The following is a 14,603-nucleotide window of genomic DNA, read 5'->3' as shown; positions in this document are numbered from 1 at the left end:
CCAGGTGGATTTTGGCCCGGTAGCCGCACGGCAGCCGCGGCTGCTGTACGGCGGGCGACAGCGGGGGCCAAAGTGTTCCTCTGTGCGACAGCGCACAGACCGGCTGTTCCCGACATCGCAGCATGCAACCATGTCAAGAATTCAACCTTTGGTGCCGCTGAGCCTGCCAGACGCTCAGGCCCGGTGGTTCTCTGCTGTGCAGGCTGCGTTGCTCGACATTGATCGTATTGCAGCGGGCGGGCACGCGGAGCCGAGACGACTTGCCAGGATGCTGACAGCGATCGACGTCGCTCGCCTTGCTTGCGAAAGACTGGGCACCGAAGCGGCCCCACTTGATCCGCTTGGCCAAAGGTAGTCCTTCTACTGACTCGGCAGGTGTTTGATTTCTGCGATCAGCTGGAGCTGTTGCAGGTACTCGGCGTGCGTCTTGGCCAGCCAGCGGACGACGGCGGCGTTTTCCAGCAGCGTCTTGCCAACGTAGGTCTTGATGATCTCCAACTGCAGGTTGGCCGGCCCGTAGCCTTCCTCCAAAAGCTTGGTGTCGGCCTGCACGGCGGCCAGTTCACGCTGCAGTCGCTGAAGTGCCTCCGTCGGGCCGGCGCGCTGACCCTTTGCTGTCGCCGCTTCCGTCAGTTGTTCCGGCGGGGTGGCCTGCAGCATGGCCAGCGCCAACTTGATGGTGTAGTTATTGAGGTTGATCATGGCCTGCGCCACGTCAATCTGCCGGAACGGCTTCATCTGCTTCAGCACCTTGAACATGCCATGGGTGGCAGGCTTGTCGGCCAGCAGTGACACCGCCTCGCTGCAGATGCCATCGAGCAGCTTGAACTGCTGCCGTATGGCGCCGGGGGATACGGCCAGCACATCGGCGAGTTGCTGGACCGACACGCCCCGCTCGGCGGCACGGACGATCATGCGGTGCTCCTGCACCACCGAGAGTCGGTTGACGCGCTTGTTGTAGGTGTAGGCCTCGTCGTCCGTCGAGATGAGGCACAGCGCATGCTGCGCGGCCAATTCGCGCAGCGCCTCCAGGCGCATGCGTCCGTCAAGCACCGTGAACGTGCCGGCAGTCTCGCGGCTGTGCGCCACCACGATTGGCTCCACAAGGCCGATGGCCTGCACCGATGTGCGAATCTGGTGATATTTGACGGTCTCTTTGATGCCGGCCGGCAAGGGGATGCCTGGTTGGAGCAGGTCGAGCGCGATCTCCTTGCAATTCCGCTCGAACCCCAGCCGGACCGACTTTGGTGGCTTCTGGCTCATCGCGCCAAGCTCCCGCGCGGCATCAATTCAGCCAAGGGTTGTGGAACGCTCACCAGCTTCTCGGAACGTAGCAGGGCGCAGAACTCCTTGCTCGCGAACAGTTCCTTGAAAATCTGCTGGGCCAGCAGCAGCGACTTCTGCGTGTACTCGGCCTTCTTTTGGATCCGCCGGTGCATCTCGACGTCGCGCTGGTACAGCTTGGCCAGGTCCTCGGGGCTCATCTGGCGCCGCGTCGGGCCCCTGGCAAACGAATTGGTGCCCTTCTTGCCGCTGCGCTCCCGCTGCTCGAGGATCTTGCGCACAACTGTGATCTTTCTACCCGTCAACTCGCCGCTTTCGTAGGCGTCCATCAGCAGCTGCTGTGCGTCGGCGCCATTCGCACGAGAGATGCTCACGGCCAGGTTGATCGGGATGTGGCCTGCTTCGGTGGCCGCCAGCAATCGCTTCTCGCCGCGCTCCAGCAAGTTCACCACGTTGTTGACCCACGAGGGCGTGCAGCCAAGCTTGGCCGCCACTTCGGAATCGGTGTACCCGCGCTGCTTGAGGACACGCACATGCTCGAGCGTCTCCACGGCGCGGGGCGTTCGCCGGGCAACATTCTCCACAATGCTCATCACGTGCCCGGTCTCTTCGTCGACGTCGACGACCAAGGCGGCGATCTCGGTCTGCCCCAGCATCCGGCAGGACTCCAGACGCCCTTGGCCGCAGATCAGCGCGTAGGGCGTACCACCTTGCCCGGGCGGTACGCGGCGCACGGTGATCGGCCTCTTCAGACCGACCTGGTCGATGCTCTCGGTGATGGTCTTGTGGATCCTCGGGTTGCGGACACGTGGGTTGACTACCGCGATGTCGGCAATCGGGATCATTTCAATGTGGGGGGACGATTGGGTCATGCGGCGTCCTGCAGAGAAACACGTCCCGCCACTTGGTAGAAGAAGTCGAGCGAATCCGTGCGGTAGGCATCCAGCGTGAAGCCGTTGTCTTCCAGCGTCGGCAACGTGTCTGGAATGAAGTCGATGGCTGGGAAAACGTAGTAGTCGAAGACCCGCTGGTTTCCGGGGTCCATGCGCGCCACGACGGTGATGTCCGGCAGCAGGCTGGCGTCGAAGCGGATTCGCCACCGTTGCGATCCAGCGGGTGTCGGTTTCGATCTCGCGATCACCAGCGACACGGTGAACTCGCCGTTGACGGTGAGCAGGTCTGTCAAGGGGTCACGCACCGTCCAGCCGCCTGTGCTGACGAGGTTGGCCGCCATCTGCTCGATCAGTTCAGGATGGTGTCGGCGTAGCGCCCGATTGATCTCCAGATAGGCATAGTCGCGCCGCGGGGTGTAGCCGATGAGGCTGTAGGCCCGCAGCAGGCAGCCGAACCTGCTGCGATATGTGGAGCTGGACGGCGCGTCCTCGTCTTCGTCGATGACGATGCCGGACAGGGCGCCGTGCTTCCGCAGCGTCCGTCTGAGAAGATCCAGCAACTGATCGTCATCCAGATGCTGGGAGCGCGCGGCGATGATCGCCTGGGCTTGGACGAACATGTGCATCGGAACAATGGCTTCGAACGCACTGTCGCGACGCACCCATTCGTCCGGCGGATTGCGCACGTGCCGGACCTTGAGCTTGTACGACGTGCGGTTGTAGACGTTGTTGCCGATGTACTTCTCGTTGGTCAGGATCTGGTGGACCGTGCCGCGCGTCCAGGCGCGCCCCGTGTCCGACGGGATGCCTTCCCGGTTGAGAACGGAGGCGATCACGCGCTCCGGCATGCAGTCTTCGAGAAAGAGCCGATAGATGCGATGCACGACCGCCACCTCTTCCGGCGGGCCCGGCACCAGCACCACGCGGTCGGTCTGGATGCTCTTCTTCTCGCCGCGCGAGAGCAGCCCCTTGACGTTCTGTTGCTCGTCGACCAACTGACGCCGCAGCCCGAACCCGGCGACGCCACCTTGGCGGAAGCCGTGTCGGACGATGTTGCTGGCGCCGGCAAACACTTTCACTGACAGCTCACGGCTGTACTCGGCCGCCATGCTGCGCTTGATGCCGATGAACACCGTGGACGGCAATGAGCCGTCGTTGTTGAAGGGCTCGGAACAGTAAATGACCCGGATGCCGCGGCTCTTGCATGCGTGCTCGTAGACAGCGGCCTCGTCCGGGTCGGGGAAACGGCCCCAACGGCTGACGTCGTAAACCAGTACGGAACTGAACTTCGGACTGGGTTGCTTCACGTCGTGAAGCAAGGCCTGCAGACCACTGCGGCCCCGGAGGTTCAGCCCGCTCTTGCCGGAATCCTCGTACGTCCGCACGATGCGCATCCCGTGGCGGGCTGCGTACTCGCTGATCGCGGCTGCCTGATTTTCAGTCGAGTACCTCTGATGCTCCGTGGACATGCGAACGTACTGGGCCACCGGTATCCCGGCGTCCTCGGCATCGTCTTCATCGCTCTGCCCAGCCTGATCCTGCACCCGATAGCCTCACCTGATCGCAACGCTTACATGTGATGCCTACATGGTCTGGTCAGTTCGTGACGGCTTCATGACGCGGGCGCCGACGCACTGTCTTGGTACCTCCCCGCATGAAAGGCTGGCAGGCAGCTGCTTGATGGCATGGCGCGAGATGTGCCCTCGTGATCGGGGTAGGGAACGCCTGCTGCAGCAGAGACTTTCCTGCTTTATGCCTCGCGTTTGCAGCGCTCAACGATGGCGCGCACGAGCTCAGCCGCGTCCACCTCCAACGCGTCAGCAATCCTGACCAAGACGGCCAGCGAGGGCTGCGTCTGCGCCACTTCCACGCGCGCGATGAAGGACCGGTGGACGTCCGCGCGGTGCGCCAACTCCTCTTGGCTGATGTCAATGCGGCCGCGGCGCGCTTTGATTTCAGCGGCGGCGGCTCGCAATACCAGTTCGTCTTGGGCTTTGCGCATCCTCGGAAATGGTGAGGATGTGGTCGCATATATGCACCCGCATATATGGTACAAAGCGAGATTGAACCGATCTCGCGCATGGCCGCAAGGCAGCTGCCCAGACGGTCCCCATCGAGCCGGTTAAACCGGCGCCACGTCTCGCCTGAGGAGGCCAAGAACATGAAGACTCGCCCGTTTGCGGCAACCGCTGGCCTGGTCGCGGTGGTATTGCTGAACGCTGTCGCAGTGCATGCAGCCGATACCGGGCCGCGCCGCCAGAGCGGCGATCGAGCCGCAGATCGGAGCAATACGGCTCTGGCTGTATCCAGCATTCCGGATGCGGTCCTCCTTGCTGCCGCGATAGCCGCGCGCAAGGACTCCGATCCTGAACTGAACGGGTCCATCCGAGACTTCCGCCCAGCGCCAGCCTCTGCGGAGCGGCGCTGACCGCATCAGCCTAGACCAAGGCCGCGAGGTCTGCATGTGCAGACCGGGGCTCGGCCGCATGCCCCCAGTGCTTCCCTTCGATCAAACTAACATGACCCTGTCTGCCCTCCGCCCCTGTCGCAGCCTCATCGCTACCGTGCTCCTCGTCGCCCTGAGCGCCGGGGCTGTGCAAGCAGCATCAATCTACAAGCCGCAAGACACGAAGGGCTTGATCGCCGTCTACGACCTCCTCGGCGTGAAGCTGGGCATGAGCGAGGCCGAGGCCGTGGCTGCGATCCGAAAGCGCTTCCCGCCGGGCAGCAAGGACGCCAACGACCGGCCGATCAATCTCAAGCAGTCTGACTACGAGCTCACCAGCCCGGCGACCGGTGCCAAGGTGAAGGCGGGCATCCGGTTCGACCTGCATCCGGAAACGAAGTCGAACTTCGACTTCGTGAAGGTCTTCGTACACGAAGGGAAGGTCTGGGCCGTTTGGCGCGATGACGCGAGCGGCCGCTATGTCTACGAGAAGATGGTCGCCGACGTGCAGGCCAAGTACGCGGACGCCGCGCCCATCAAGAGCGCCTTCATGATCGTGAACGGTGGCACCATCGCGCCGCAGCAAGGTGATCCCGCCATCCACGGTGCCGAGCTGTTCGAAGGGCAGTGCTTGGACTTCCCGTTCGTCCGCAGCGGCAGCGGTGACAAGATCAGGCTCGACCCCGCCTGTCGCAAAGCTTTCGGCGTCAGCTACCAGCCCCAGCACCGGAACGGGGTCAAGATCCTGGCGTCCGGATTCGGCCAACTGGTGGACCTCGATGCAGGGCGCTCGTTCGTGAAGTACATGGCTTCTGGCGCGGGCAACATCAATGGCGAGAAGCCGAGGACCGGCGACGCGAAGCTCTGACAGGTCTTGGGCGCAGTCTCCGAGTGCTGATGCCGGTTGGCATCCCCTCGGGGCTCTGGACCATTGTCCTTGATTGAGAAATATATATTTCTCAGTTGGTAGCGTATGCTTCAAACATGTGGAGCATGCTTTGCCTGACCCTGCCGACCCAGCCCAACGCCGTGCGCCTGCGTGTCTGGCGCGCGCTGAAAACACTGGGTTGTGGCGCGCTGCGTGATGGCGTCTACGTCCTGCCAGAAGCGCAGGCGGCACTGTTCGATCCTCTGGTTGCCGAGGTGCAGGCCCACGGTGGCCAAGCCAGCGTGCTGGAACTGTCCGCCCGCGACGAGACCCGTCGGGCCGAAGTGCTGGCGCTGTTCGACCGCAGCGAGGCCTACGCCCATTGGCAAACGGAGGCGCATGCACTGCTCGACGCCTTGCCCACGCTGGAAGAGACCGAGGCCCGGCGGCGCTGGCGCGGCACGGCCGAGGCCTTGCAGGCGCTGCAGCGCATCGACTACTACCCCGGCGCCGCCGCTGAGCAGGCCAACGCAGAACTAGCGGCGCTGCGCCAGGCGCTTGACGCGTGTTTCTCGCGCGGTGAACCCGTGGCCCAGGCGCCGCATGGCATTGCGCGGCTGGACGCGCGCAAATTCCAGGGCAAGCGCTGGGCCACGCGCGCTCGGCCCTGGGTCGACCGCCTGGCCTGCGCTTGGTTGATCCGCCGCTTCATTGACCCCGCTGCCCAGTTCCTCTGGCTGGTCGATCCAGCAGGCACCACGCCTCCGCCGCGCGGCGCGCTGGGGTTCGACTACGACGGCGCGCGCTTCACGCACGTGGGTGCGCGGGTCAGCTTCGAGGTGCTGGCAGCGGCCTTCGGGCTGGACGCCGACGCCCGCCTGCAGCGCATTGCCCGCACGGTGCACTTCCTGGACGTCGGCGGCATTCCGGTGCCTGAAGCCGCGGGCATGGAAGCCGTGCTGGCCGGCATGCGCGAGGTGCACGCCGACGACGATCAACTGTGCCTCGCGGCAGCGGCCGTGTTCGACGCGCTGCATGCCGCCCCGGCCACACCGACATGACCATGAGCACCACCGCCACCCCCGAGGCGTCCAGCACGCCATCCACCTCGCCTGGCGACCCTGCCACGCAGCCGCCCGCCAGTGTGAGCTTTGCCGAGGCCTTCCGCTTTTGGCTCAAGCTGGGCTTCATCAGCTTTGGCGGGCCGGCCGGCCAGATCGCGATCATGCACACCGAGCTGGTCGAGCGCCGGCGCTGGATCAGTGAGCAGCGTTTCCTGCATGCGCTGAACTACTGCATGCTGCTGCCCGGGCCGGAGGCCCAGCAACTGGCCACCTACATCGGCTGGCTGATGCACCGCACCTGGGGCGGCATCGTGGCCGGCGCGCTGTTCGTGCTGCCCTCGCTGTTCATCCTGATCGCGCTGAGCTGGATCTACCTGCGTTTCGGCGATGTGCCGCTGGTGGCCGGCCTCTTCTTCGGCCTGAAACCGGCGGTGACGGCGTTGGTGCTGCACGCCGCGCACCGCATCGGCACGCGGGCGCTGAAGAACCGCTGGATGTGGGGCATCGCGGCGGCCTCGTTCATCGCCATCTTCGCCTTCGACACGCCGTTCCCGGCCATCGTGCTGGCGGCGGGCTTGATCGGCCACCTCGGGGCACGGCGCTGGCCGCAGGTGTTCGCACTGGGCGGCGGGCATGGCAGCGCCAAGGCCAGCTACGGGCCGGCCCTGATCGACGATCACACGCCCACGCCGGCCCATGCCCGCTTCTCGCGCAGCCACCTGGGCCGCGTGCTGGGGGTCGGCCTGGGTCTGTGGGCGCTGGCGATGGCGGTGCTGGTCGCGGTGGACGGCCTGCAGGGCACGCTCACGCAGATGGGCTGGTTCTTCACCAAGGCGGCACTGTTGACCTTTGGTGGCGCCTACGCCGTGCTGCCCTATGTGTACCAGGGCGCGGTGGACACCCACCAGTGGCTCAGCGGCCCGCAGATGATCGACGGGCTGGCCCTGGGCGAGACCACGCCCGGCCCGCTGATCATGGTGGTGGCCTTCGTGGGCTTCGTCGGTGGCTGGCTGAAGCAGGCCCTTGGGCCTGACGCGCTGTTTCTCGGCGGGGCGCTGGCTGCCACCGTGGTCACCTTCTTCACCTTCCTGCCGTCCTTCGTTTTCATCCTGGCCGGCGGCCCGGTGGTCGAGGCCACGCACGGCAAGCTCGGTTTCACGGCGCCGCTGTCGGCGATCACGGCCGCAGTGGTTGGTGTGATCCTGAACCTGGCGATGTTCTTCGCCTACCACGTGTTGTGGCCGCAGGGCTTCGGCGGGCGCTTCGATGGGCTGTCGGCGTTGATCTGCGCTGGGGCCGCACTGGCGCTGTTCCGTTTCAAGGTCGGCGTGCTGCCGCTGCTGGGGGCCTGCGCGGCCATCGGCCTGGCGGCGCACTGGCTCGTTCCCCTGGTCCGCTGAAGGAGTTTCCATGGATGCCCGCCCGCAGAACCTGCCCTTCGACCCAGCGGTGCTGCAGGGCCTGTCGCCCCGCCTGATCAGCAGCCACCACCAGAACAACTATGGCGGTGCGGTGAAGCGGCTGAACGCCATCCGTGTCCAGCTGGCGGCGATGGCGCCCTCGGCCGCTCCCGACTTCCAGCTCAACGGCCTGAAACGCGAGGAGCTGATCGCCACCAACTCGATGCTGCTGCACGAGCTGTACTTCGGCAGCCTGGGTGGCGACGGTGTGACGCTGACGCCGGCCATGACGCTGGCGCTCGAGGCCAACTTCGGCAGCGTGGCTCGGTGGCGTGACGAGTTCACGGCCTTGGGCAAGGCCCAGGGCGGCGGCTCGGGTTGGGTGCTGCTGGTGTTCCAGCCGCGTGAGGGCTCGCTGGTCAACCAGTGGGCGGCCGACCACACGCATGCGGTGGCCGGCGGCGTGCCCATCCTGGCGCTGGACATGTACGAGCACGCCTACCACCTGGACTTCGGCGCGGCCGCGGGCGCCTACGTCGACGCCTTCATGGCCAACATCGACTGGGCCGCCGTGTACGGGCGCTACCAGCAGGCCGTGCACGCGGCCAGCGAGCCCTTTGGTGCCGCGCAGGACGACATCGGCGATGCGCTGCTGCTCGATGTGCGCCGGGCCGGTGTGTTTGACCAGGCGGGCACGATGCTGCCCGGGGCACGCTGGTGCGACCCGTCGACCGTGGCCAACTGGTCCGGCGAGGTACCTGCCGACCGGGCCCTGGTGGTCTATTGCGTCTACGGCCACGAGGTCGGGCGGGTCACCGCGATGCGCCTGCGCGCCGCAGGGCTGAATGCACGCTACCTGCGTGGCGGCATCGACGCGTGGCAGGCCGCAGGGCGGCCGTTGGCCGACAAGCCTGCGGCAGGGTCAGCGACATGACCACACCGGCACCGAGGGTCGCGCTGCTGTACCCCGGTGACCGGGCAGCGCGCGACCTGGCCGATCCGGCGGCCAGCCGCTTCGCCGCGCTCTTCGAGGCCCTGGCGGCAGCGGGTGTGCGCGCCGAGCCCGCCGTTTACCACGACGACTTCGCCGACGAGGTGGCCGCGCAATTGCGCGGTGTGCAGTCCGTGCTGGTGTGGTGCAACCCCATCGAAGACGGGCGTCGCCGCGACCTTCTGGATGCGATGTTGCGCGAGGTGGCCCAGGCGGGCGTGCTGGTCAGCGCCCACCCTGACGCGGTGCTGCGCCTGGGCACCAAGGACGTGCTGTACGAGACCCGCGATCTGCCCTTCGGCAGCGACGTGCACCGCGCCGACAGCCTGGCGCAGCTTGCATCTGAGCTGCCGCAGCGCCTGCGCCAAGGCGCGCGCGTGCTCAAGCAGCACCGTGGCCACAGCGGCATCGGCGTGTGGCGTGTCGAGCGGGCCGGCGACGGTGATTTGCTTGTGCAGCACGCCCAGCGTGGCTACACGCCGCAGCGCATGGACCTGGCCGGCTTGATGGCAACGCTGGCGCCGTACTTCGCCCCGGAAGCCGGTGGCCACATGCTTGACCAGGCCTGGCAGCCTCGCCTGGCCGAGGGCATGGTGCGCGCCTACCTGGTCGAAGACCGCGTGGTGGGCTTTGGCGTCCAGGCCGTGAATGCCTTGCATCCCGATGCACCGCTACCGGGGCCTCGGCTGTACCACGGGCCCGACCTGGCCGAGTTCCAGGGGCTGAAGCAGCAACTGGCGTCGGGCTGGATCACGCTGCTGCGCGAACGGGTCGGCCTGGCGCACGAGCAGCTGCCGCTGCTGTGGGATTGCGACTTCATGCATGGCGCGGCGGGCGCGGACGGTACTCCACGCTTCGTGCTGTGCGAGATCAACGTCAGCAGCGTGTCGCCGTTTCCGCCATCGGCGATCACCCCGCTGGTCGAGGCGGTGGGGCGCCGCGCCGGCGCGCCAAGACCGGTCGCAGACTGAGCTCGCTCGCCCCGCGCCTGGGCTTCAGTGCCTGTGCGTGTGATGCACGTCAGGCACATGGGCGTGCGCATGGCGCTGCGCCGTGTGCTGGTGCGGATGGCTGTGCTCGTCCGTGGGCATGGGCTCGTGCTGGTGGTCATGGTGTCCATCGTCATGGCGATGGGCATGCTCGTGCGCCAGCGCTTCGTGCGTGTGCTCGTGACCATGTGACTCGGCCAGGTGCAGGACCACGCCAGCCAGCATCAGCCCGCTGCCCAGTGCCATCAGACCGCTGGCTGAGCGGTCACCCAGGGCCACCGCGACCGCCGCGCCGATGAAGGGCGCGAAGGCGAAGACCGACCCCGTGCGGGCGGCGCCAAAGGCCCGTTGCGCCAGCAGGTAGAAGCGCAGGCTCAAGCCGTAGCCCGTCGCGCCGATGGCGAACAGGGCCAGCGCGGCAGCAGCCGACGGCCAGGGCTCGCCGAAGAGCATGGCCAGCAGCACGGTGGCCGTGACGCCGAGCAGCGCCTTGGCCAGCACTACCTGTCCGGGGTCGCGCTCGGCCAGTGCCCGGGACAAGGTGTTGTCCACACCCCAGGCGGCTGTCGCCACCAACACGGCCAGAAGACCCAAGAGTTGCGCGCCCACTGAACCTGACCTGATGCCCTGGTCCAGCACCAGCACCATGCCGCCGGCCAGCAGCAGGGCCATCGCCGACCAGACCCGACCGTCCATGGTCTCGCGATACTGGCGCCAGGCCAGAACGGCGGTGAACAGCGCTTCCAGCGTCAGCATCAGCGACGCGCTGGTGCCGCTGGTGTGCTGCAGGCCCCAGGCCAGTGCCACGGGCCCGATCACCGCACCAAAGGCCGCCATCGCCAGTAGCCGGGGCAGGTCGGTAGCCTGCAGCCGGGCCTCGCGGTCAATGCCTCGTCGCGAGAGCAGGCCCACGGCAGCGGCGCCGGCGTAGAGCAGCGCGGCTGTGCTGAATGCGCCCATCCCAGCCCCAAACTGTTGTACCAGCGGCGTGCTGATGCCAAACAGAGCCGCAGCAAGCAAGGCGAGCAGGCCGCCGCGCAAGGCCGGCAGCAGGGGTGAAGGATGGGCTGGCACGTTCATTACTTGACGGTGAAGCGCACGGTGATGGCCTTGGCGGCCGATGTGGTCAGCGCGGCCACGACCTTGGCGCCCTTGGCCAGCTTGACGCCCTTGGCTTCGAGCTTGTCGCCGGCCACCACCAGGTCGGCCTCCGACTTTTCGGCGCCGTTGAGCACGGTCAGCTTGCCCTTCAGGCCGGTCGGCGCCATCGGCTTGCCATGGTCCTCCACATAGATCACGGCGCCGTCGGGTGCTGCAACCAGCTCGAACGACAGGTCGCTGGCGGTGGCCACCACACCACCGTGCTTGGCCTGGCCGCCGCCATGGGCGTGGGCCGTCGTGAAGCACAGTGCCGACAAGCCGAGCATCACCACGGCCAACAGATTCTTCATCATCGCTTCGATCTCCTGAGAGGGTGCGGCGCACTGGAACAGGCGGCGCCGCCGAGCCTGATTGCACGTCAATAGGCTTCCTGAACGCCTGCCGATTCCGGCCGCGCGTCCAGCTCGGGCTGCAACAGGCGCTGGGTGGCTGGCCGGCCGAACAGCCAGAACAGCACGGGTGTGAGCAGGGTGTCCAACAAGGTCGAGCTCACCAGGCCGCCGAAGATGACTACCGCCACTGGGTGCAGGATCTCCTTGCCCGGTGCGTCGGCGGCCAGCAGCAGCGGTGTCAGCGCGAAGGCGGCCACCAGTGCGGTCATCAGCACCGGCGTCAGCCGCTCCAGCGAGCCGCGCACGATCATCGCCTGCGAGAAGCTTTCGCCCTCGAACTTGCACAGGTTGATGTAGTGGCTGATCTTCAGGATACCGTTGCGCGTGGCAATGCCGGCCAGCGTGATGAAGCCCACCATCGAGGCCACTGACAGGCTCACGCCCGCGATCCACATTGCTGCCACCGCGCCGATCAGCGCCAGCGGGATGTTGGCCATGATGATGCCGGCCAGCACCGCCGAGCGGTAGCGCGAGTACAGCACCAGGAACATCATCACCAGCGACACCATCGACAGCCCGGCAATCAGCCGCGTGGCCTGCTCCTGGGCCTGGAACTGGCCCTCCAGGCTGATGAAGTTGCCGCCGGGCAGCGGCGTCTTGGCGATCACGCCGCGGATGTCTGCGATGACGCGGCCCATGTCGCGGCCATCGGTGTTGGCGTAGACGATGATGCGGCGCCGTCCGTTCTCGCGCCCGATCTGGTTCGGGCCATCGGTCTCTTCCACGGTGGCGATGCTGGACACGGGAATGCGCCCGGCCGGCGTGTCGATCAGCGTGCGCGCCAGGTCCTGTGGGCTGCGCTGGTGGTCGGGCAGGCGCAGCACCAGCTCGTAGCGACGCGGGCCGTCGACGATGTCGGCACCGTGAGCGCCGTCGGTCAGCGCCTTCAGCACGCGGATGGCCTCGCCCGGCGACAGGCCGGCCTGGGCTGCCCTGCGGTGGTCCAGGCGCACGCTGATCTGCGGGATCAGCACCTGTTTCTCCACCGTCAGGTCGACCAGCCCGGGCACCGCGGCCAGTTGGCCGCGCAACTGCTCGGCCAGGCCGCGCAGCGTGTCGGTGTCGTCGCCGAAGACCTTGACGGCCACCTGCGCCCGTACGCCTGACAGCAGGTGGTCCAGCCGGTGGCTGATGGGCTGGCCGATGGTGGCCTGCGCCGGCAGCGAGGACAGCCGGCCACGGATGTCGGCCATGATGGTTTCCCGATCACGCGCTGATCGCTTCAGGTCCACGTCGATCTCGGCCGAGTGCACGCCTTCGGCGTGTTCATCCAGCTCGGCACGGCCGGTGCGCCGGCCCACCTGCGTGACCTCAGGCACCTGGCGGATCAGCGTCTCGGCCACCGCGCCGACCCGGTTGGCTTCGGCCAGCGAGGTGCCCGGCTGCATCACCAGGCCCAGCACCAGCGAGCCCTCGTTGAAGGCGGGCAGGAAGGCGCGCGGAAAGAAGGGTACGGTGGCCGCAGCGCCGGCCACGGCCAGCACCGCCAGGCCGATGAGCAGCTTTGCGCGGCCGAAGGACCAGGCCAGCAGCCGCGTGTCCTGCCGTTTGAGCCAAGCCACCAGCGGGCTGTCGCCATGGTCCAGGCGCTTCATGGTCGGCAGCAGGTAGCAGCTCAGCACCGGCGTGACGGTCATCGAAACGAGCATGGACGCGAGGATGGACACGATGTAGGCGATGCCCAGCGGCGTGAAGAGCCGCCCCTCGATGCCCGGCAACGCGAACAGCGGCACAAACACCAGCACCACGATGACCGTGGCGTAGACGATGCCCGAGCGCACCTCCACGCTGGCGCGCCGCACTATCTCCAGCACCGGCAGCGGGTTGGCCGCCGAGCGGTTCTGCTTCAGGCGCCGCAGGATGTTCTCCACGTCCACCACCGCGTCGTCGACCAGTTCGCCGATGGCGATGGCCAGGCCGCCCAGCGTCATCACGTTGATCGACTGGCCCAGCCACTGGAACACCAGGGCCGTGACTGCCAGCGACAGCGGAATCGCTACCAGCGAGATCGCCGTGGTGCGCGCCGACAGCAGGAAGGCGAACAACACGATGGCGACCATAATGGCGCCGTCGCGCAGCGCTTCCGACACGTTGCCGATGGAGGCCTGGATGAAGTCGGCCTGGCGGAACAGCACGCGCGGTTCGGACAGACCCTTGGGCAGGCCCTGCTTCAGCTCGGCCAGCGCCGATTCGATCTGCGCCGTGAGCTTGACGGTGTCGGCATCGGGCTGCTTCTGCACGCTGACCACCACCGCCGGCAGGCCGTTGTAGCCGGCGTCGCCGCGCTTGAGACCCGCGGCAAAGGCCACCGTGGCCACCTGCTCCAGCAGGATGGCGCGGCCGTCCTTCCAGGCCACGGCAATGCCCGCCAGGTCTTCGACGCGGTTGGTTCGCCCCAGGTGGCGGATCAGGTACTCGCGGCTGTTCAGGTCGATGAAGCCCCCACCGGCGTTGCCGGCATAGCCCTCGAGCGCCTGCTCCACCTGCGTCAGCGATACGCCGAACTGGGCCAGGCGCGCCGTGTCTGGGGCCACGCGCAGCGTGCGCACCTCGCCGCCGATGGGGATGACCTGCGAGACGCCGGGGATCGACAGCAGTCTGGGCCGCAGCACGAAATCGGCGTACTCGCGGGCCGCCATCGGCGACGCCGCGGCCTGGCCCTGGCCGGCCGCCAGCGGCAGGGCCACCAGCATCACCTCGCCCATGATGGACGACACCGGCCCCATCACCGGCGTGATGTCGCCCGGCATCTGCGCGCGCACCACGGCCAGCCGCTCGGCTACCAGCTGGCGGTTGCGGTAGATGTCGGTGCCCCAGTCGAACTCGGCATACACCAGGGACAGGCCCACGCCCGAGGTGCTGCGCACGCGGGTGACGCCCGGCATGCCGTTCAGGGCAGTCTCCAGCGGGAAGGTGACGAGTTGCTCCACCTCCTGCGGCGCCATGCCGCCGGCTTCGGTCAGCACGGTGATCAGCGGCTTGTTGAGGTCGGGGAAGACATCGACCGGCGTGCGCCACGCAGTGAGCGCGCCATAGACCATCAGCAGCGCGGCCGCGGCCAGCACCAGCAGGCGGTTGTGCAGGCTGTAACGAACGATCCAGTTGAACATGAGGG

The 14,603-nt window shown here is 67.1% G+C and carries 12 protein-coding genes; 5 read left to right on the top strand and 7 right to left on the bottom strand.

What is annotated here, in order from left to right; all coding sequences use genetic code 11:
• Positions 1-360 precede the first annotated feature (360 nt).
• From MW290_RS27965 to MW290_RS27950, 4 genes are all read right to left on the bottom strand, one after another.
• Entirely contained in the window at positions 361-1,263 is a 903-nt protein-coding gene (locus MW290_RS27965) for a plasmid partitioning protein RepB C-terminal domain-containing protein (protein WP_250197631.1), read from the bottom strand.
• A complete protein-coding gene (locus tag MW290_RS27960; RefSeq protein WP_250197630.1) occupies positions 1,260-2,156 on the bottom strand; it encodes a plasmid partitioning protein RepB C-terminal domain-containing protein in 897 nt (298 codons plus the stop codon). Before MW290_RS27960 ends, MW290_RS27965 begins: the two co-directional genes overlap by 4 nt.
• Entirely contained in the window at positions 2,153-3,721 is a 1,569-nt protein-coding gene (locus MW290_RS27955; protein ID WP_259373485.1) for a recombinase family protein, read from the bottom strand. The genes MW290_RS27960 and MW290_RS27955 overlap by 4 nt, the downstream gene beginning before the upstream one ends.
• A gap of 206 nt (positions 3,722-3,927) precedes the next feature.
• Complete coding sequence (locus tag MW290_RS27950) at positions 3,928-4,179, bottom strand: helix-turn-helix domain-containing protein (RefSeq protein WP_205702781.1); 252 nt, start codon at positions 4,177-4,179, stop codon at positions 3,928-3,930.
• A gap of 517 nt (positions 4,180-4,696) precedes the next feature.
• Here MW290_RS27950 and MW290_RS27945 point away from each other — a divergent pair.
• The 5 genes from MW290_RS27945 (at position 4,697) to MW290_RS27925 (ending at position 9,917) form a co-directional block, all read left to right on the top strand.
• Positions 4,697-5,491, top strand: a complete 795-nt coding sequence (locus MW290_RS27945) for a hypothetical protein (RefSeq protein WP_250197629.1) — start codon at positions 4,697-4,699, stop codon at positions 5,489-5,491.
• Positions 5,492-5,616: 125 nt separating this feature from the next.
• Positions 5,617-6,552: a chromate resistance protein ChrB domain-containing protein gene (locus MW290_RS27940; RefSeq protein WP_250197628.1), complete on the top strand. Its 936-nt coding sequence runs from the start codon at positions 5,617-5,619 to the stop codon at positions 6,550-6,552.
• A 2-nt stretch (positions 6,553-6,554) separates the two neighbouring features.
• Positions 6,555-7,955 (top strand): chromate efflux transporter, encoded by a 1,401-nt coding sequence (gene chrA, locus MW290_RS27935; RefSeq protein ID WP_375142866.1) that lies wholly within the window; start codon positions 6,555-6,557, stop codon positions 7,953-7,955.
• A 10-nt stretch (positions 7,956-7,965) separates the two neighbouring features.
• Entirely contained in the window at positions 7,966-8,889 is a 924-nt protein-coding gene (locus MW290_RS27930) for a Fe-Mn family superoxide dismutase (RefSeq protein ID WP_250197626.1), read from the top strand.
• A complete protein-coding gene (locus MW290_RS27925) occupies positions 8,886-9,917 on the top strand; it encodes a Cj0069 family protein (RefSeq protein WP_250197625.1) in 1,032 nt (343 codons plus the stop codon). Before MW290_RS27930 ends, MW290_RS27925 begins: the two co-directional genes overlap by 4 nt.
• Positions 9,918-9,941: 24 nt before the next feature.
• Here the strand turns inward: MW290_RS27925 and MW290_RS27920 are convergent, their stop codons facing one another.
• The 3 genes from MW290_RS27920 to MW290_RS27910 form a co-directional block, all read right to left on the bottom strand.
• On the bottom strand, positions 9,942-11,015 hold the full coding sequence (locus MW290_RS27920; RefSeq protein WP_250197624.1) for a DMT family transporter: 1,074 nt from the start codon (positions 11,013-11,015) through the stop codon (positions 9,942-9,944).
• Positions 11,015-11,389, bottom strand: coding sequence for a hypothetical protein (locus tag MW290_RS27915; protein WP_250197623.1), 375 nt, complete (start codon positions 11,387-11,389; stop codon positions 11,015-11,017). Before MW290_RS27915 ends, MW290_RS27920 begins: the two co-directional genes overlap by 1 nt.
• A gap of 65 nt (positions 11,390-11,454) precedes the next feature.
• The gene (locus MW290_RS27910; RefSeq protein ID WP_250197622.1) at positions 11,455-14,598 is read right to left on the bottom strand and encodes an efflux RND transporter permease subunit; all 3,144 of its coding nucleotides are present in this window, start codon (positions 14,596-14,598) and stop codon (positions 11,455-11,457) included.
• Positions 14,599-14,603: the final 5 nt, after the last annotated feature.

Origin of the sequence: Aquincola tertiaricarbonis (genome assembly GCF_023573145.1) — a bacterium.
GTDB lineage: Bacteria > Pseudomonadota > Gammaproteobacteria > Burkholderiales > Burkholderiaceae_C > Aquincola > Aquincola tertiaricarbonis_B.
Note: the sequence above shows the minus strand (reverse complement) of the source record. Positions and strands in the feature narration are given on the sequence as shown.